Origin of the sequence: Pyrobaculum neutrophilum V24Sta (assembly GCF_000019805.1) — an archaeon.
GTDB lineage: Archaea > Thermoproteota > Thermoprotei > Thermoproteales > Thermoproteaceae > Pyrobaculum > Pyrobaculum neutrophilum.
In genome coordinates this window covers 459980-478067 of record NC_010525.1, presented here as the reverse complement: position 1 = coordinate 478067, position 18088 = coordinate 459980, and the positions used below count along the sequence as shown (strand labels likewise).

Below are 18088 nucleotides of genomic sequence, written 5' to 3'. Positions count from 1 at the left end.
GAGGAGGGCGTCTAGACGACGATCTACCTCGGGGCTCTCCAAGGTGACAACCTCCACGTTGGGTTAAACTATCTTAAATCCTTAGTGTATTTCCTGCTCCTGGCGAGCTTAGCCACGGGCGGCGCCCTCTTGTGGGCGTTTTCAGCTACCAGGGCCAGCACCCTCTCCACCTTTGGCCTAGAGACGCCGGTGGCGTCTGGGATTACATCTTTGGAGAGGCCTAGCTCGTGGGCGTAGAGGACGAGGTCTACCTCCCTGTAGCTTATGCCCAGCTCCCCCTCCGCAGTGTGGCCGGCCCAGAGGCGGGGGGCCGACGGCTTCTCGGCGATGCGGTCCGGCACGCCCAGGTGCTTAGCCATACGCCTCACCTGGGTCTTGTAGAGGTCGCCGATGGGGAGGAGGTCCACGCCGCCGTCGCCGTATTTGGTGAAGTAGCCGAGCATAAGCTCGCTCTTGTCCCCAGTCCCGAGCACCAACATATCGTACCTGTTGGCGTAGTAGTAGAGTATAGACATGCGCACCCTCGCCATGAGGTTCCCCCTAGCCACCTGATCCCCCTCGTCGTAGAAGGGCAGGGAGGAGTAGGCCGACGCGATCTGGTCGATCTGAACAACGAAGTGCCTCACGCCGAGTTGCCTCGCTAGAGATACGGCGTCTTCCACATCTTGCTGAGGCGTATATCTGCTGGGGAGGACAAGCGCAACCACCCTATCCGCCCCCAGCGCCTCCACGGCGAGGGCCAAGGCAGTTGAGGAGTCGACCCCACCGCTGAGGCCGACGACAACGCCCTTGGCCCCCGAGGCCGACACGTAGTCGTGGATAAAGGCCGTGATTTCGGACTTCGCCGAGCTGTAGTCCACCGCCTCGACGACGTCTTGGATAGTGATCAGCCCAACTTTTCCCCGCTTCTTATCCGCCATGCCCCCTCCACCCCCAGCACGAAGATTCTGCCGTCGCCAACGTGTCCCGTCCTCGCCGCCTCCATGATCGTCTTCACCACCTTCTCCACCTCCCCGTCCTCCACGGCCACCTCCACCACCGCCCTAGGCAGAAGCGCCTCGTAGGTCCTCCCCCTGATCTTCACCACGCCGCTTTCGCCGCCCATCCCGCCGACATCTCTAAACACCGTCGCGCCGGTGTATCCGGCCCTCACAAGCGCATCTAGCACATCCACCAGCTTGTCCTCCCTAATTACCGCTCTAACCAGCTTCATACCCTCGCCACCCCGTGGTCAACCATGTCCAGCCCCACCAGCTCCTCCTCCGGCTTCACCCTAAAGCCCAGCTTGACCAAGGCGTAGAAGAACGCCGCTGTGGTGGCCACCACGAACACAAGCGCGATGGCCATCCCAAGCCACTGCACAAGCACCCACCCCGCCGGTCCGCCGTAGATCAGCCCCTTGAGCCCGCCCGACACGTCCGGCGACGCCAGCACAGGCACAAGCGCGCTGCCCAAAACGCCGTTGAAGCCGTGCACCGGCAGACTGCCGACGGGGTCGTCCACCGGTATGTACCTCTCCACCAGCTTAGTCCCGTAGAAGGCCACCGCGCCCGACAACGCGCCGACGAGAAGCGCCGCCCACAGCTCCACATAGCCGGCGAGAGGCGTAATCGCCACAAGCCCCGCCAAGACGCCGCTGATGGCCATAACCGGGCTCCACACGCCCTCCCCCAGCCTCGCCAGAAGCGCCGCGATGAGCCCACCGAGCGAGCCAGCCACGGCGGTGTTCGCTATCGCGTAGCCGGTCTGGGGGCTGACCACGATAGTCGACCCGCCGTTGAAGCCGAACCACCCGAAGAAGAGAAGGGTGGTGCCCACGATGGCATATGGAAGCTCGGCTTTTTTATACTCAACAGCCTCCTTATAAGCCACCACGCTGTCTCCCCCGTTTTTCCTAACCGCCCTCAGCGCCGTAGGCCCGAGGAGGGCGGTGGCCACGGCCCCCGCCAGAGCCGCGTAGGCGTGCACCACGGTCCCCCCGGCGAAATCTCTAACGCCCAGCCCCTCGAGGCCGAAGTAGTTGCCCAAGTTCGCCAGAAAGCCGTTGGCCCAGACCCAGGACGTGACGAGAGGCCACTGCACGGCGGAGAAAAACACTGCGAACGCCAGCCAGCCGCCGAATTTAAGCCTCTCGGGAGCGCCGGAGAAGAGTATAGCCAGAGTCACCGACCCGAACGCCCCCATGAAGAAGCCGTAGACGTAGGCTGGGACGCCCGCGTCTTGCGACGTTGGGTAGAACCCGTCTTGTAAAACGCCGCCGTAGTAGTAGGGAAACACCACGAACCATATGGGGAAGAACACCATAACCGCCAGAAGACCCTTCATCATCGCGTTAATTACGTTCGACCTCCTGACGAGCCCCGCCTCGAGGAAGCCCACGGCGGGGATCATTAGAAAAACAAGTATTCCACCCAGAGCCGTCCAGACCGTAGCCGCCACATCCACCTGCATAGCCCCACGAAGAGTTTAAACTAATTCACTTTCTGGGAAAAAATACAAAAGAAAGAGCTGTATGGAGGACAATATGCCCACCTCAGACGGAGAAATATAAACAAAAGATAGCTACATCGGCGGTTTCCCAGTACAAAATCTATGCGTAGTTGAAGTTTCTCGATGCCCAACTATACAAAGTTTTTTTCCGGATGTGTAGACAATGTGGCGCCTCTAGAGAAATGTTTGTAAGGCGGATCCGCCGGCCTTAAATACCCCCTCCCCCAGCTGTATGTGCTTGTGCTTGCGGCTGCTCTGGCGGCTGTACACTTCGGCGCGCCGGCCCTCTACCTGCTATACCTACGCGCCGCCCCGAAGAAGCCCCTCCAGACGGCGGCTATATACCCCAAGGTGGCGGTGGTCGTGCCCACCTACAACGAGGCGCGGAACATAGAGGCTAAGCTCGAGGACGTATACAGCCAGAGCTACCCCAGAGATAGGATGTCTATATACGTCGTCGACTCGGCCTCCACCGACGGCACAGCCGAGGCGGCGGAGCGGTGGGCCGCCGGCAGGAGAGACGTCAGAGTCGTGGTGCTGAGGGAGCCCAAGAGGCGGGGGAAGGCCCACGCCTTAAACACGGCCCTTGCCCACCTCGCCGACGAGGAGGTGGTGGTGATCACCGACGCCGACTCCCGCTGGCTAGACCGAGACACGCTGAGGAGGGCCGTGGCCTACCTCGCCGCCGCCGACGCGGTCTCCTGCCTAAAAAGGCCGGCGGGGGGAGGCCCCACGGAGGAGGCCTACCGCACGTGGTACAACAGGCTGAGACTCGCCGAGAGCCTAGTCCACTCCACCCCGGTCTTCCACGGCGAACTCGCCGCCTTTAGACGGGAGGCCATCGCCGGGGGGTTCCCGGAAGACGTCGGCGCAGACGACAGCTACGCCGCCATTAGGATAGCCGCAGCGGGGGGACGCGCCGTCACGCCGCCGGACGTGTGGTGCATAGAGGCGGTGCCCCAGAGGGGCTACCCCACGTGGCGCCTAAGGCGGGCGCAACACCTGATACAAGCCTTCGCGCGGGCGCTTCCAAACGTCGCCAAGGCCCCGCCGCCCTACAGAGTAATCCTCGCCGCCGAGGCCTACCTACACCTGTTTAACCCATGGCTCCTCCCAGCCGCCGCCGCCCTAGCCGCCGCCTCCGGACCCCCCGGCCTGGCCCTCCTCGCCGCAGGCGCCGCCGCGTTGCTGTACAAGCCCTACAGAGCCTGGGCGGCGGGCCAGATATACCTAATGGCAGCCGCCCTGAGAAACATATGGAACAAGGAACTCATATGGCAAAAACAAGAAAAGCCGCCGCCGTAAACGCCGCTTAGACTACAAAACACTACCCACACAAACCCCGGCAGTACACGCCCCATATGCCCACCCCTCAGTCGCCGTGTGTATAAGATACTTTTTTATTTACATACTTTCTCACCTACATGAAGTTCTGCCCGGTCTGTGGAGTTGAGCTCAAGCCCAGGGTCGTCTACGGCATCGAGATCGACCAGTGCCCCAAGTGCGGCGGGGTGTGGCTCGACGGAGGCGAGCTCAACAAGCTCATAGCCGCCGTAAAGGAGCTCGGCGACTACTCTGAGTACGAAGACGTCGAGGTGAGGAGAGAGAAGAAGAAGAGGTTCTTCGAGTTCTTCGACGAGCTCTTCGACTAGGGCCCTCTGCCGGCCTCCCCCCAAGCGCGCCCGCGGATGCGGAGCGAGGTGGCCCGGCCGCCTCCGGGCAGATGGGCTCGGCAGAGGCAACAGACGGCCGGATCCCCAAGGCCGGCTGGCCCATGGGCGAAGTGCCACGGGGTGATCGCCGGGGTTGGAGAGGGGTTGTTTTCAAGGCTTCTCAATGCCGCGGTAGACCGCCAGCACCTCTGGAACCACCTGGCTCCACGGCCTCACCTCGGCCCTGGTCACCTCGTTTACCTCGCCGGAGGCGCCCGGCATATATATCTCGGCCACCTCCCTAGAGAGGAGGGCCGGCACGCCCATCGCCAGAGCCTCAGCCACAAAGATGGAGTAGACCTCCCTAGCGCTCATGTTTATGGCATATCTAGCCCCCGACAGGAGGTCGAGATACCTCTCCCTGGGCTGCGGCGGGAGGAAGAGCGCGCCCCTCAGCCTCCTCCTCAGCGCCCGGAGGTGCGGCCCGTCCCCTACAACCAACAGCCTAAGCCCCAGCGCCGCCGCCACCTCATACGCCTTGTCAACCCTCTTGTACCTCTCCAGACGGCCCGCGTATACTGCGTAGTCGCTAGACGCGCCCCGCCACCTGTACAAAAAGACGTCGTCCCCCACGCCGTGCGGCACCACCACAGCCCCAACCCCGAAGTCCTCCTCCCACCTCTCCGCCTCGGGCCTGCTGGCCGCCACCACAGCCCCCACGGCCCCCGCAAGCCCAGCAACCCTCCGCCTCCAGACGGTCCACAGAGCCTCCCTCAGAGGCGTGTGGCCGCCCCCGTGGTAGTGCGGAGACAGCACCACGGGAGCCCCCGCCTCACCCGCCGCCACGCCGGCCTCCACGGAAAAGACCGCGTGGACGCTGTGGACATGGACAACGTCGGCCTCTGCCGCCAGACGTGCCACGTACCTCCTAAGCTCCCCCAGACGCCTAGGAATGTGGTAGGCCCCCCCAGGCGACCACACCGGCCAGAGGTGCACCTCCACGCCGCCCAAGTCCAACACCCTAAGCCCCCCCACGCCGGGCTCCCCCGCCAACACCACCACCCGATGGCCAACCCCAGCCAAAGCCCTAGCTAGGCTATACACCACATACTCCACACCCCCCAACCTCCCCGGCCCACCAGGCGACACCAACAAAACCCTCACCCAGCACCCCCACCCAAGCCAAATAAATACATTATGTGTCTAACATCAACGACCGCCTCTACCCCCGGCGACACCCTATAGAGGCGGCCTCCCGCCTCCTCCTCTGCGTTATGTTTATATGTGGTCGTGGGGGGTGTGCTATGGACTCCATGGCGCCGTTGCGCAGGAGGCTCTCAGAACAGCCGTGGACAAGGTAGTGGAGAAGCTCAAGGGGGCAAGAAGCTCTCCACAGAAGACATCTCCCTCCTATACCTCGGCACCATAGTAAACAAGCTGGGAGGGATAAGAGGAGAAATAGCGCGCCTAGAACAGAGGATGGAGGAAATGAACAGGAGAATCGACGAGACAAACAATAGGATCGACGCCACAAACCAGAGGATTGACGCGCTGGCAGACAGCCTAAGCAGGAGAATCGACGAGACAAACAAGCGGATTGACGCCCTAAGCGCCCGCATAGACGACGTGCAGAAGACCCTGCTGGAGATCCAGCGCCTCTTAATGGAGCTGCTGAAGACCGACACCGGCCGTTCTTGAGATGCATAACATCGGGCAGGTGAAATGGACGTATTAGGGGATGTGGTGTTGGGTTTGCAATTGGGGCTAGGGGTTGTGTGGTTGGGGAGAAGGGCGTCTAGAGGGGAGAGCCGCCGAGCTGTGGCCGCCGGCATATGACGTTGATCTACCACATCACGTACTACCCGCGGCTGAGGTCTGCGTATCTCCAGTTCGACGGTTGCAACTACGTCTGCCCCTGGTGTATTAGGAGACTTACGCCCTGGGACCACCACCTTCCCGACGCCGGTGGGCTCAAGACGAGGCGGCATCTAACGCTGGGCGAGCTGGTGGAGGTGGTCTCTGGCTTGAGAGAGCGCGGCGCTGTGGAGGCCGTCCTAGGCGGCGGCGAGCCGACGGTGGACCCGGAGCTTCCCCAGGTGGTGAAGACGCTCGCCGGGCTCCGGGTGAGGATTTTGACCAACGGCTTCAGCATTTCCGAGGAGCTCCTCGGGGTACTGAGGAGCTGCCCCGCCTGCGAGGTGGTGGTCAGCGTGAAGACCCTCGACCCGGCGCGCCACCTCGCGTACACGGGGAAGCCCCTCGGGCCTGTGTTGGCCAACGTCAAGAGGCTGGTCGAGGCCGGCGTCGCCGTGAAGTTCGAGACGGTGCTGATCCCCGGGCTAAACGACGTAGAAGACGTGGAGGAGATCGCGAGGTACATAGGCGAGGTGGCCGGCCCCGACGCCGTGTTGATAATCGACCCGCTGATCCCCATCCCCGGCACGCCCTGGAGGAGGCCGGCCCCGGAGGAGGTGGAGGAGGCCCACAGGCGGGCCTCTAGATACGTCAAAACGGCTCGGCACGGCGGAGGGGGGCCGGCGGACGTCCCACTCGTCGTCTTCCCGCCGCCCGGCGGCTACCAGGGCTCCAGCCGCTCCAGTAGCGGCCCGCCGCGCCCCCACACGGCTGTGTAGAGGGGGGCGTCCTTGGCGTACCGCCTCAATAGGCTTAGGCCGGCCGTCTTCAGCATCTGCTCCACCCCCCGCCAGTTGAAGACGTGCTTCGCGCCGGCCGTAGCGGAGATGACGGCTAGGCCCGGCGCCGTGTCGGCCACGTGCTGCGCCACGTAGATCTTCCCGCCGGCCGCCAGCATTTTGCCAACACACGACAGGTCTCTCACTGGGTCAACCATCCAGCTCACTGCGTCAAAAAGCAACACCGCGTCTACCCCCTGCGGCGCGAGCGACTTAACCACGTCTAAGACGTCGCAGGTGGAGTACGCCGGGTAGAGACATACGCCCCCTCTACACCCTCCTACCTCAGCCCCGAGGAGGGAGGAGGCGAGCTCCAGGTGGTCTCGCCTCGAGTCAAAGCCTATGTACAGCCGGGGGGCGGCCTCCTCCAGAAGCGAAAGCGCCGTGTGCCCCTCCTTCACGAAAGCCTCCAGCACCACGCCGCCCCTCCCCACCAGTTTGACAAACGCCCTTCTGACGAGCCTATACCAGCCTGAGATCTGGAGAGCCGAGTGGAGCATAGCCACCGTGTTTTCATCGACGTTGTTCTGCGCCACGTTTACCACGTTCAGCCTATCGAAAGAGCTGTGAAAATCGACGAACTCCGCCGCGTAGAGGTTGGTGGGGTATTCAGGCCTTTCTTCAAACACAAGCAACTCCTCCCCCATTATCCCCCTTATCTTATAAACAGGCGCCGGGTCGCCCCTTTCATCCACGGCGCCCCTCAACCTCAGGGAGAGATAGAGGATGCGCCCGAGCCAAGTCCCCCCCGCGGCCTCCCGCGCCTCCCGCCACCACTTCGCCGCATACCACGCGCTCCACCTCAAAGCCAGCCTGGCCTGACCCCCCAGAGCCCTAGAAAACTCTTCAAAAGCCACGGGTGGCCCCTCAACAATTTACATATCTCTTTCGGTGGCCCCAGCGGGCTCTACCTAAGGCGCCTGTAGAGGAGGACAAGCGCCTCGCGTGTAGCCGGCGAAAGCGCCGCGAAGACGGCGAGCGCCAAGGCGGCGATTAGAAGGCCGTTGGGTATAAAAGAGAGGAGCGTCGTGGCGGCGTCGCCGAATTTATACCAGCGGGGCATGGGCAGTAGGTAGAACAGCGCCAGGGTCCCCAGCGCCGGGAGGTAAAGCCTCGCCACCAGCGGACGCGCCGCCGCGCCCAGCAGAAGCGCCCTCACCGCCACGGCCGCCGCCGTTGTGGCGGCAGACGCCGCCACCATCCCCACCGCCCCAAAGGCCGAGGCGGCGTAGTAGGCCAGCGCCAGCCCAACCGGCGTCAAGGCCAGATCCCCCAACAGGGCCAGCCCCGGCTTGTCCCGCGCCGTGAATACGGCCTTCTCCTCCACCCCCAGGAGGAAGTTGCTGAGGTGGAGGTGGAAGCCCGAGAGGAGGAGGGCGACTGCGTTCGCCCGCATGGCCTCCACAAGCTCGCCCGAGAGCTCCCCAGGCCTCAGAAAGGCCACCAGCCAGTCGGGGGCGGAGGCCATCACCGCCGCCACGGCGAGATAGAGGTACAGCACGGCGGCGCCGTCGAGCAGAGCCCTCCTCGCCTTGTCCCCCGCCCTGAGGAGGGAGCCGTACATAAGCGGCACGATAGCCAGCGCGGGGTAGACCGCCTTGCTCGCCTGGAAGAGGACGTAGCTATACGACAGGAGCCTGTCTCCCCCCACCGCCCCGTAGACGTAGACGTAGAGACCCCCCGCGTAGGCCGCCGCGAGGGCCAGCGTCTGGTAGGACGCCCCCCGCGCCGCCTCCCTCAAAAGCTCCGCCGCCCGCCTAAGCCTCGGCCTCCTCAGCGAGGCGGCCGCCGTGGGGAGCGACATAAAGACGTTCACCGCCAGCGCTGTGTCGGCGGTTGGGAAGAGCCTAACCACGAAAGCCCCCACGACCTTCGCCGCCTGCGAGAGATAGCTCAGCGACGCCAGAAGGGTCTGCCGGTACACCGAGAGGTAGGCCCCCGTGGGGAGGCCCGCCAGAGCGGTGAGGACGAAGAGGAAGAGGTAGAGGGCGGGGTCCCACACCCCCGACAGAGCCAGGTAGAGGGCCGCCGCCGACGCCGCGGCCGCGGAGAAGATCAGGCCCAGCCCCAGGAGGTCCGGGAGGGCCCCCCTATCTCTAGCCAGAATCCGGGGGTACCACGTCGTTATATAGCCAAGCGCCGCCGAGGCTATGGCGAAGGCCGCGTTGAACCTAGCCAACTGTGCCAGCTCCCCCTCGGGCAGACGCCGGGTGACGGCCACCATGAAGACCAGCGACGCAACTAGGGAAAAGACCCCCGAGCCGACGGCCAGAAGCCTAGACGACACATGCGGCGGGGCGCCCCCCTATTAAAAGATATATGCCAGCCGGTGAGCTACGCCATGGAGCGCTACGCCGTCGTCGCCCACCACTACTGGGGCACCCCAGGAGGGGGCCAGCTCGTCTGCGCCGCCGCCGCCAAGGCGCTGGAGGAGGCGGGCTACAGGCCGGCCCTAGCCGGCACCTTCAAATTCGACCCCCGGAGATACGTCGAGTGGTACGGCATAGACATATCTAGGTACCCCGTCGAAACCCTCCCCATAGCCCCCAGGGCCTTCGGCCTCTGGAGCAGGCTCTACGTCTGGCTCCCCGCCAAGAAAGCCGCCGAGAGGTACAAGCCGGAGCTCCTCTTCATCGACGAAGTCGCCTACAAGCCCCTCGCCAGGGGGAGGAGGTTCAGGCTAGTGGAGTACATCCACTTCCCCTTCGAGGTTGTGGTGGACCCAAGGTACAGGGGGACCGGCCTCGCCTACGGGGAGGACCCCTACATCATGGAGCGGTACGGCAGATTCCCCATGAGCCTCTACTGGAGGGCCTTCGTCTGGGGGCTCAAGAGATACGCCAGAGAAAACCCCTTCCACTACGCCGACGCCGTGTTGGTCAACTCCCGCTGGACCGCCCAGGTGGCCAAGATGGTGTACGGCCAGGAGCCCCAGGTCCTCAACCCGCCCCTGCCCCCAAACGTAGAGGTGGTCGAGAAGCCGAGGCCCTTCGAGGAGAGGGAGCCCACCGTCGTGATGCTAGGCCGCTTCTCCCAGGAGAAGCGCTACCACTGGGTCGTCACAGAGGTCGCGCCCAGGCTGTTGAAGGAGGTCCCCGGCGCCAAGATCATAATCTTCGGCGGCGCCGCCACCCCCACCCTACAGGCCTACAGAGACAGGGTGAGGAAGATGGCGGAGGACGCCGGCCTAAAGACGGCAGAGACGCTAGACGCCCACGCCCACATCTACCTAATAGCCAACGCCCCCCGCCGCGTCATAAACGACGCCATGGACAAGGCCAGGGCCTTCCTCCACGCCACCATAAACGAACACTGGGGCATAGCGGTGGCGGAGGCCATGGCCCGAGGCCTCACGCCGGCGGTCCACAGGTCCGGAGGCGCCTGGACAGACCTCGTCATGGAGGGCAGATACGGCCTAGGCTACACAACCGCCGAAGAGGCCGTAGAGGCGCTGGCGAAGCTCCTCACCCAGAAGGCCAGCTACGCCCCCCAGGAGAGGGCCCGGGAGCTGGTCTTCCAGAACTTCGCCAGCGCCCTCCGGAGGTACATATGATACTGGCCACATACCTCCCCCTCTTCAGGATACACGAGCTGGAGATATTTGACAGAAACCACCGAGAGATAAAGCCGGACGAGGTGGCGATATGCGTGGACTACTACCACACCGAGAGGCAGATGCCCATCGTCGAGATGTACACCTCGCGCTACAGCCCACACCTCATCCTCGGAAACTGGAGAAACAGAACGTCGTGCCTACTCCGCCTAGTGGACTACATCCAGAGGAGAGGCGGAGACGGCCTAATAGTGGACTCAGACGTCTACATCCCCAACTTCCACCAGCTGGACAAGGCCCTCGACCTCCCCTTCTACCACATCGCCGAGGGGCCCTGGGGCGGCCCCCGCGTCCGGTGCGAAAAGAGAGGCCAGCTGGAGGTCTGCTACTGGAGGGTAAGAGCCCTCTGGGCGAGGACCATGCAGGTGTTCGCCGGCCCAAAACAAGCCATTAGATACAGGGAAAGGCTCAACCTAGACGTGGAGCCGGTCCTCAAGACCATAGAGGCCATGGACCCCCTCTACGCCGCCCCCCTAGCAGACGAGACGACCCTAGGCATAGTCTACGACAAAGCCGGCATCCGGGAGGTCCCCTTCGTAGTGGCGGCGAAGCACGATAGACACAGAAGCGACCCGGCTTCCACATCTCCGAAGCTCTACGGCGAGCTCAGAGCCAAAGCCCTCTGGCGGCTCTTCAAATCCACAGGCTACGCGCCGCCCGCCGCCAGATACCTCGTCACCTCCCTCTACTACTCCATCCTCACAGTCTTCAAGCCGTGACCTCCCGGGGGAGGCAACGCGCCAGCTCCTCATGTAGGTCAGGGTCTAGCAGAAGCCGGCATGTCTCCCATCTACACCTCCTACGCGCCCTCAGCGCGTTGTATTTATATACAACGCGGGCCCTCCACTGCTCCAGCCCGCCGTAGCCGCTCCTCCAGCCGTAGTAGAGATAGGCGGGGAGACCCAGGAGGGACTTCAGAAGAGATAGATACGTCACCCCCTCCAGCCTCAGTATCCCGTCGACATACGACGCCAAGAGGAAATCCTTGGCGCTGTACCCAGAACCCCCCTCGGCCCTTAGATGATCGGCCCCCGTTCTTACAACCCTCGCCTCGAACCCCCTACACTCCACGTACTTCTTCACCCACGCGTCTTCGTACACGTTCAGCCACGGAGGTAGCCTAAGACCCTCTATAGCCCCGCGCCTCAGCAACGTGTCGTGTAGACCCCCCCTCACGTTGAACCTCTTAATTGCGTACTCCACAACGTCCACCCCCCTAGCCCTCAGGTAGGCGAGCCTGCTCCCCCAATACGTCGTAAAATCGACGCCCCATATGAGCCCAACCCTAGGCTCCGCCATATACCTCTGCGCCTCCTCCCACCACCCGCTGCGTAGGACAACGTCGTCGTCTATAAACATAAGCCACTCGTCGCTGGTATATTGGAGGAAGTAGTCCACCGCGGCTTGACGCGCCGTGGCTCTAGTGGGCCTGGCCGCCCGGCTCCTCAACACCACCACCTCCCTCAGGCCCCCCAACCTCCCCTCCACGTACTTCGCCGTGTCATCCGTCGAATCGTCCACCAACACGAAGGTCCTATAGGGGATCTGCAGAGTGGACTCCAGCACAACGCCAAGCCGGTCCCCAAGCCGGCTCAGAGAATTCTTCGTAATCATGGCGACCACCACCACGGCAACCCCAGGGGCCGGCCTTAAAAGTGTTGGCGGTGGTCAACCCACGTAGGTCAACACGCCACCTCTAATAAGCCTTAGAAGCCTCTCCTCCCCCAACACGCGGAGGAGGCTCGCCCGCCTAAACAGCGCCATGTAGATGTCGCCAGCGTCGAGCTTCACCACAGGGGCCTTGTAGATGTCAAGCACCGCGCCGGCCTTTGCCAGTCTGCCGCCCAGGCGCCACCCGTCTATGTAGGCCTTCCACGCCAGCCTGGCGTACTGAGGCACCAGCGTGTGCCTAGCCAACACCTTGGCGTAGAACGCCCACACCAGCCGCCTACGCCGGAGGTTGGTGATTCTGAGGAGGGCTATCTTCCCCTTGAAGGCGTGGTACAGCTGGAAGGGGCTAGCCCAGCCGAAGGTGGCGCTCCTCCTGTGTCTCCCGGCCACCACGGGGACGGAGATGACCCTGTAGCCGGCGTTCCAGAGCCTAAGCCCAAGCACGTTGTCGTCAAAATAGGCAAAAGCCCAGTCGTCAAAAAGCCTCTCTCCACCCACCGCCCTCCTCACGGCCTCCACCCGGTAGATAGAGTAGGAGCCGTCGGGGTAGGTGATGTAGATGGGCCTGGAGAGGGGCTGCCCCCTCCTCCCCTCGAAAAGAGCCATGGGGCGGAGCAACTCGTCGAGGAAATCACCCGCGGTGTCTACCACGGAGGGGTCGCCGTACTTCACCACCACCCCCTGACACGCCCCCAGCCTCCCGTCCCTCTCCAGGTACTCGACCAGGGTCCTCAAGCTCCCGGGCTCGGGAACCGCGTCGTTGTTCAGCAGAACGACGTATTTGCTCTCCCTGTCCCTCGCCCTAAAGGCGACGTTGTTGCCGCCCGTAAAGCCCAGGTTCCTATCCAGCTGGATGAACTTAGCCCTGCCGCCCCTCCCCCTCCACCTCTCTACGAACTCCCTAACCGCCCTGTTGCTCCCGTCGGTGGAGCCGTTGTCCACGACAACCAGCTCGTAGTCCGGGTAGTCGAGCTCCGCCACCCCCCTGAGAGAGTCGAGAACGACGTCCAAGAATCTGCCGCTGTTGTAGTTAAGCCAGAGGATAGACACCCGCGGCCAGCCCACGCAGGCGACTGCCGACCCCCATTAAAAAGTTGACGGGCTCAGTAAAGCCTAAAAGCCGCCCGCTCCCGATGGGCGTGAAGATAAAGATCGCCGTTGTCGTCAGGGCATACAGGCGCTACAGCTACCTTCCCCAAGCGGTTGAGTCCGCCCTAAGGCAGACCAGAAGGCCAGACGCCGTTGTTGTAGTGGCCGACGACGTCGACAAGCTAAGGGGCTACCCCGTCTACGCGCTTGAGACAAAGACGGACAAGCTGGGCGAGGCCGTAGCGGCGGGGATCAAGGCGGCCGAGGGAGACGTCGTCGCCTTCCTAGAAGACGACGACCTCTTCCACCCAGAGAAGCTACAGACGGTGGAGAGGATCTTCACGAGGAGGAGGCCGGCCGCCCTCCACCACATGCAACACTACATAGACGAGGGGGGAAACCCGGCGGATCAGCACCCAGCCGCGAGGAGCTACGCCGCGGGGCAGCCGCCCGCCGAGGTGGAGGTAGGGAGAGAAAACATCTTCACGCTGGTGGAGAGGTACCCCCTCCTACACCACAACCTCTCCTCCTGGGCCGCCCACAGAGACCTGCTACAGGAGGTAATCCACGTGCTCAGCAGGCTGGAGATCATGCTCGACTTCTCCCTACTGGCGCTGGCAGCCGCCTACGGCACGGCGCTACACATACCCAACAAGCTCACCTACTACCGCGTCGGAGGAGGCGCCTCCCACATGCAGGGCGTAGGCGACCTCCCAAAGGTGGTCTGCACCCGAAACAAAGACGCGATAGACGCCGAAACCCTCCTCCACGCGGTAAAGGACAAAAACGTGAGGAAGGCCGTCCTCAGGAACTACGTAGACCACGCCAAATACGTCTACATATACAACGCCCTCTATAAATGCGACAAAGCGTACAAAGTATCGACGGCCAAACTCCTGGCGAGGCTAATCGTTGCAAAAGCCACAAAAGCCCACCCAGTGAGCTGGCGGACAATAGCGGGGATAGCCATAGCCCCAATAGTAGGCCGCCGCAGACTCGCCGAGAGAAGCCTCAGGAAGATGTACGGCGCCGCCCCCTCATAGGGAGAGGCGGTAGAGAGAAATCAAATAAGCCAAATCCGCCACCTTCACCCCAGAAAACCCGCAACCCGAGAACTTCTCGATGAGGGGCGCCGCCGGGCCGTGGATCTCCACAAGCCACTGGGGGACGGACCTCAGCACCTCACAGGGCTGGGCCATGAGCCACCACTCGCAGCCCTCGCAGTCCACCTTAGCCAGGTCGACGCCGTGCCGCCTCAGCACCTCCCCCCAGGGCATGGTGGCGATCTCCAGATCCCCCTCGCGGAGCCCCGTGCCAGGCCCCTCCAGCCCCACGCGTATGCGCCCGCCCCCTCCCACGCCCAGGTTGTACATCTCGACGACGCCCCCGAGGCCGTTGTACTCCACCACGTCTCTGAGGACAGAGAAGAACTTGGGCACGGGCTCGTAGGCGTAGACCCTCTCGGCCCCCCTCTCTGCGAAGAGGAGGGCCGTCTCGCCGATGTAGGCCCCCACGTCGAGCACACGCCTCGCCGACGCCCGGTACATCCCCTCCAGATCCTCGAGGAGGACCGTCAGCAGGCCGGCGTCCCCCCGCGGCACCCTCAGGACGTACCTCGTCCACCTAGGCCGCACGTAGACATAGCCCCCCTCCCCCCACACCACGTGGCCAGCCGAGGCCAGCCGCCTCAGCAGACGAAATAGAGCAGTGGAGTCCACCCTAACCCCACGCCACGTGTAGGACACGCCCAAGGCCCTCCGGGCCGCCTCCCTAAACACGGCGCCCAGCCCCATCGACCTGGCGGTGGCCGACAACCCGCGGAACATGGCCGAGGCCGAGGCCGCCATTAAAAATATTTATGTAGGGGAGGAGGCGCCCCCCATGTGGCCGGCCTGGCTATACGCCGCCTCAGCGATCTCGGGGGCGGCAGTGGGCTTCGTCCTGGGGGTCATCGGGGGCGGCGGCTCCATCCTGGCCATACCCCTCCTCCTCTACTTCGCGGGGCTGGCCACGTTGACCGACCTCAACACAGCCGTCCACCTCGCCGTCGGCTCCACGGCGCTTGCTGTGGGCGCCAACGCCCTAGCCAACTTCCTCATGCACTGGCGCAGAGGCAACGTATCGCCGAGGGGAGCCGCCGTCTTCTCCGCCGCCGGCGTCCCAGCGGCCTGGGCAGGCGCGTGGCTCGGCAAAGCCACCCGCGGCGAGGTCCTCCTCGCCGCCCTCGGCGCCGCCATGGTAGCCCTCTCCATCTGGGTCCTAAAACGCAGAGCCGCCGGAGGCCGGCAGCTAAACCTCGCTAAGGCCGGGGCGGGAGGCGCGGCCGTCGGCTTCCTCTCCGGCTTCCTCGGAATCGGCGGAGGCTTCCTAGTGGCGCCGGCACTCATGTGGGCAGGCCTAGACGTCAAGAGGGCAGTCGGCACCTCCCTAGCCGCGGTCGCCGCCTTCGGCTTAACCACCGCCGCCGAATACGCCACAAGCGGCTACCTAGACCCCCTCATCTCCCTAGCATACCTCGCGGGAGGAGTGGCAGGAGGAGCAGCAGGCGTGGCAGTAGCTGCCAAAACCCCCCGCGAAAAAATCGCAATAGCCTACGCCGCAGTCCTAGCCGCAGTGGGGATATACACAATAATCAAGGCACTAAAACCATAATGAGAACGTGAAGATCAACCACTGGAACCCCCGGCCGCCCTCAGTAGCAACAGCCAGTCGGATAGATTTATAAAAATTCAAGTAGCCATAGGCATGTCCCCCGTGGCCACGCCCGAGCCGAGGGTCTACACCACCGTGACGAACGCCCCGCCGCCCCCCACGGAGCCCGCAGGCGGACAGACCCCCGCCTGTGTAGCAGACGTGTGGCACGACAGGCGGGCGGAGGCGCTGGGGCTGAGGCTTAGGACCGGCGAGCCGCGGCGAGTCCTCGTAGGCCGCGGCACCTTCGTCATATACGCCGACGACCACGGCATATGGGGGATCGACGTAGAGGTAGAGAGGTGGGACAGAAACCCCGCCGAGGTAGACAGAGCACTGGCGGAGACAGGCGTAAAGACCTACGGCTGAGCCCCCAACAGCCAAGCGGCACCACAGAGGCGTTGCCTCGGCCCGCGCCCGGTAGCGCGGGTGGCCGTCCCCCCGCGGCCACGGAAGCGCGCCCAAAGCCCAGCCGGCGCCGCTTAGACGGAACCCGAACCAGAAGCTAGAAATCGACGAAGTTATAAAAACACTCGTAATTTTAAACGGTGTCAGCCGAAGTTTTTGGAGAGACCCCTTCCTAGGCCCACGGAGGAGGGGTACGTCGCGGCGCGTCTTCTTGAGGCTCTCGTCGAGGCCAAGCTAGCCCTTGACTTCCTACAACGCGGCCTCGTGAGAAATGCGGCGGGGAAGGCCTTCCAGGCGTGGAGGGCGTACATGGCAGCCCTCCTAAGGCTTGAGCTCGAGAAGCTAAAGGCCGCCGCCAAGAGCGAAGAGGAGAGGCGCTGGCTTGTGTCGAGGGCTGTGCCCGGGGTGCCGACGGGGAGGATGAAGGGGCTTTCGCAGATGCTGGAGGAGGTAGGCCACGTGGGTCTTTCTCTCTGGACAGACAGAGCGCTTCACCTCCACGACTACCAGCACCACGGGCCGGACCCCGCCGGCGAGTACTCCAAGTACTCTTCTAGGGAGGAGGCGGCGAGAGACGTCGTCACGTTGATACGCGAGCTGGTCGGGCTTGTCGACGCCATAAAGACAAGAGCCAAGTGGACAGAGGAGCTGGAAAAGGCGCTGGGCGAGGTGAAGAGACAGCTCGCCTAAGGCACCCAACCGCGGCCCCCCAAATCTCCACGCCTCCGCCGGCCCCAGAGACGTTAAGCCAAACGGCCGCCGGCGGCCGGGGGAGGCCTTGCACAAAACCCCCGCGGACTGGCCGCGGCCGGCGCTTCCCGAGGGCCCGGGCTCCGAGCCGTTAAGCGCTGCGATGCCGCCCGTTGCGCAGAGGAGGCGCGTGCGGGCCGCGCGCCGTCCAAGGCTACTGTAGTTATAAATAGCCGACTCCCGGCTGAGGCGTGGGTAGAGAGGAGGTGGAGATTCTCAGAGAGAGGGCCTTCGCCTTTTTAGAAGCCGCCGAAGATGACCTTAGAGCCGGAAGGGTGGACATCGCCGCCTTCCACTGCGAGCAGGCGGTACAGCTGGCGCTCAAGTACGTGCTGGCGAGGGAGGCGGGCTACTTCCCACATACGCACTCGCTGAGGAGGCTCTTTGAAGAGGCTAGAGAGGTGAGGCCGGATCTGTGGGACCTCTACGTGGAGCACAGATACGCCTTCGAGGTGATGGAAGACGCCTACATAGGCGCCCGGTATCTACCGCGCAGATACGCCAGAGACGTCGCCGAGGGACTTCTAGAAGTTGCGAAAGAGCTGGTGAAGAGGGCATGCGGCTAGAGGAGCCCCGCCGGCCCCCGTGGCTAGAGGCGGCCATGCGGAGGAGGAAGTACCTAGAGAACTGGAGGACCTACGCCGCGGAGATATGTAGAGAGGCGCGCAGACACCTAGGCGACGCCCGAGTCGTGGTGTTCGGCAGCGTCGTAAGAGGCGACTGGACGCCAGACAGCGACATAGACATCTTAATCATCAGCGAGAAGGCTCCCCAAGACCCTACGGAGAGAGCCAAGATAAACACAGCCCTCAGAGAAGCCATAGGCGACTACGCGGCCCCCTTCGAATTCCACTACGCAACGCCAAGACAATACGCAGAGTGGTACAGCAGGTTCATCGACGCAAAAGCCGAAATATGCTAGCCGCGGCGCGTCCCCCAGCGCCCATAGTCCCCGGCCGCCGCAGGAGCCGCCTCAGCCCGGTCCTACAGCGGCTTATAAAGGCGGCCTCCCGTCTCTTCCTCCTCTTCGC

At 63.7% G+C, this 18088-nt stretch carries 21 protein-coding genes; 12 read left to right on the top strand and 9 right to left on the bottom strand.

Annotated elements, in window-relative coordinates; translation table 11 throughout:
- Positions 1-68 precede the first annotated feature (68 nt).
- The 3 genes from TNEU_RS02620 to TNEU_RS02610 are packed head-to-tail and all read right to left on the bottom strand — an operon-like array spanning position 69 to position 2451.
- Positions 69-920, bottom strand: coding sequence for an NAD+ synthase (locus tag TNEU_RS02620; protein WP_187146737.1), 852 nt, complete (start codon positions 918-920; stop codon positions 69-71).
- Positions 887-1213, bottom strand: a complete 327-nt coding sequence (locus TNEU_RS02615; RefSeq protein WP_012349888.1) for a P-II family nitrogen regulator — start codon at positions 1211-1213, stop codon at positions 887-889. Before TNEU_RS02615 ends, TNEU_RS02620 begins: the two co-directional genes overlap by 34 nt.
- Positions 1210-2451 (bottom strand): ammonium transporter, encoded by a 1242-nt coding sequence (locus TNEU_RS02610; RefSeq protein WP_012349887.1) that lies wholly within the window; start codon positions 2449-2451, stop codon positions 1210-1212. The genes TNEU_RS02615 and TNEU_RS02610 overlap by 4 nt, the downstream gene beginning before the upstream one ends.
- Positions 2452-2724: 273 nt before the next feature.
- Between TNEU_RS02610 and TNEU_RS02605 the strand changes: the two genes are divergently transcribed.
- Entirely contained in the window at positions 2725-3795 is a 1071-nt protein-coding gene (locus TNEU_RS02605) for a glycosyltransferase (RefSeq protein ID WP_012349886.1), read from the top strand.
- A 119-nt stretch (positions 3796-3914) separates the two neighbouring features.
- On the top strand, positions 3915-4142 hold the full coding sequence (locus tag TNEU_RS02600; protein WP_012349885.1) for a TFIIB-type zinc ribbon-containing protein: 228 nt from the start codon (positions 3915-3917) through the stop codon (positions 4140-4142).
- Positions 4143-4313: 171 nt separating this feature from the next.
- Here TNEU_RS02600 and TNEU_RS02595 read toward each other — a convergent pair whose 3' ends face one another.
- A complete protein-coding gene (locus TNEU_RS02595; RefSeq protein ID WP_012349884.1) occupies positions 4314-5306 on the bottom strand; it encodes a glycosyltransferase in 993 nt (330 codons plus the stop codon).
- Between the two features lie 126 nt (positions 5307-5432).
- Between TNEU_RS02595 and TNEU_RS02590 the strand changes: the two genes are divergently transcribed.
- Together TNEU_RS02590 and TNEU_RS02585 are read left to right on the top strand one after the other, a co-directional pair.
- Positions 5433-5840, top strand: coding sequence for a hypothetical protein (locus TNEU_RS02590; RefSeq protein ID WP_245521977.1), 408 nt, complete (start codon positions 5433-5435; stop codon positions 5838-5840).
- Positions 5841-5974: 134 nt separating this feature from the next.
- Positions 5975-6775, top strand: coding sequence for a radical SAM protein (locus TNEU_RS02585; protein WP_012349882.1), 801 nt, complete (start codon positions 5975-5977; stop codon positions 6773-6775).
- Here the strand turns inward: TNEU_RS02585 and TNEU_RS02580 are convergent.
- Positions 6718-7692: a hypothetical protein gene (locus tag TNEU_RS02580; RefSeq protein WP_012349881.1), complete on the bottom strand. Its 975-nt coding sequence runs from the start codon at positions 7690-7692 to the stop codon at positions 6718-6720. The genes TNEU_RS02585 and TNEU_RS02580 overlap by 58 nt on opposite strands.
- Positions 7693-7742: 50 nt before the next feature.
- Positions 7743-9122, bottom strand: coding sequence for a hypothetical protein (locus tag TNEU_RS02575; RefSeq protein ID WP_012349880.1), 1380 nt, complete (start codon positions 9120-9122; stop codon positions 7743-7745).
- A 54-nt stretch (positions 9123-9176) separates the two neighbouring features.
- Between TNEU_RS02575 and TNEU_RS02570 the strand changes: the two genes are divergently transcribed.
- Positions 9177-10388 carry a glycosyltransferase gene (locus tag TNEU_RS02570; RefSeq protein WP_148682295.1) on the top strand — a complete coding sequence of 404 codons (1212 nt, stop codon included), beginning with the start codon at positions 9177-9179 and terminating at the stop codon, positions 10386-10388.
- Positions 10385-11167: a hypothetical protein gene (locus tag TNEU_RS02565; RefSeq protein WP_012349878.1), complete on the top strand. Its 783-nt coding sequence runs from the start codon at positions 10385-10387 to the stop codon at positions 11165-11167. Before TNEU_RS02570 ends, TNEU_RS02565 begins: the two co-directional genes overlap by 4 nt.
- Here TNEU_RS02565 and TNEU_RS02560 read toward each other — a convergent pair.
- Both TNEU_RS02560 and TNEU_RS02555 read right to left on the bottom strand, forming a co-directional pair.
- The gene (locus tag TNEU_RS02560) at positions 11157-12077 is read right to left on the bottom strand and encodes a glycosyltransferase family 2 protein (RefSeq protein ID WP_012349877.1); all 921 of its coding nucleotides are present in this window, start codon (positions 12075-12077) and stop codon (positions 11157-11159) included. The genes TNEU_RS02565 and TNEU_RS02560 overlap by 11 nt on opposite strands.
- A 39-nt stretch (positions 12078-12116) precedes the next feature.
- The gene (locus TNEU_RS02555) at positions 12117-13184 is read right to left on the bottom strand and encodes a glycosyltransferase (protein ID WP_012349876.1); all 1068 of its coding nucleotides are present in this window, start codon (positions 13182-13184) and stop codon (positions 12117-12119) included.
- 74 nt (positions 13185-13258) lie between these two features.
- On the opposite strand from TNEU_RS02555, the gene TNEU_RS02550 reads away from it, so the two are divergent.
- Positions 13259-14251, top strand: a complete 993-nt coding sequence (locus tag TNEU_RS02550; protein WP_187146736.1) for a glycosyltransferase family 2 protein — start codon at positions 13259-13261, stop codon at positions 14249-14251.
- On the opposite strand, the gene TNEU_RS02545 is transcribed toward TNEU_RS02550, so the two are convergent.
- Positions 14246-15034 carry an FkbM family methyltransferase gene (locus TNEU_RS02545; RefSeq protein WP_012349874.1) on the bottom strand — a complete coding sequence of 263 codons (789 nt, stop codon included), beginning with the start codon at positions 15032-15034 and terminating at the stop codon, positions 14246-14248. The two genes, TNEU_RS02550 and TNEU_RS02545, sit on opposite strands and share 6 nt — an antisense overlap.
- Before the next feature lie 55 nt (positions 15035-15089).
- On the opposite strand from TNEU_RS02545, the gene TNEU_RS02540 reads away from it, so the two are divergent.
- The 5 genes from TNEU_RS02540 to TNEU_RS02520 all read left to right on the top strand — a co-directional run bounded on the left by TNEU_RS02540 (position 15090) and on the right by TNEU_RS02520 (position 17979).
- Complete coding sequence (locus tag TNEU_RS02540; protein ID WP_012349873.1) at positions 15090-15860, top strand: sulfite exporter TauE/SafE family protein; 771 nt, start codon at positions 15090-15092, stop codon at positions 15858-15860.
- Between the two features lie 93 nt (positions 15861-15953).
- On the top strand, positions 15954-16268 hold the full coding sequence (locus TNEU_RS02535; protein WP_012349872.1) for a hypothetical protein: 315 nt from the start codon (positions 15954-15956) through the stop codon (positions 16266-16268).
- Positions 16269-16463: 195 nt separating this feature from the next.
- Complete coding sequence (locus TNEU_RS02530) at positions 16464-16997, top strand: PaREP1 family protein (protein ID WP_012349871.1); 534 nt, start codon at positions 16464-16466, stop codon at positions 16995-16997.
- Between the two features lie 251 nt (positions 16998-17248).
- On the top strand, positions 17249-17623 hold the full coding sequence (locus TNEU_RS02525; protein WP_012349870.1) for a HEPN domain-containing protein: 375 nt from the start codon (positions 17249-17251) through the stop codon (positions 17621-17623).
- Positions 17614-17979 carry a nucleotidyltransferase domain-containing protein gene (locus TNEU_RS02520; protein WP_012349869.1) on the top strand — a complete coding sequence of 122 codons (366 nt, stop codon included), beginning with the start codon at positions 17614-17616 and terminating at the stop codon, positions 17977-17979. Before TNEU_RS02525 ends, TNEU_RS02520 begins: the two co-directional genes overlap by 10 nt.
- The last annotated feature ends 109 nt before the right edge of the window (positions 17980-18088 follow it).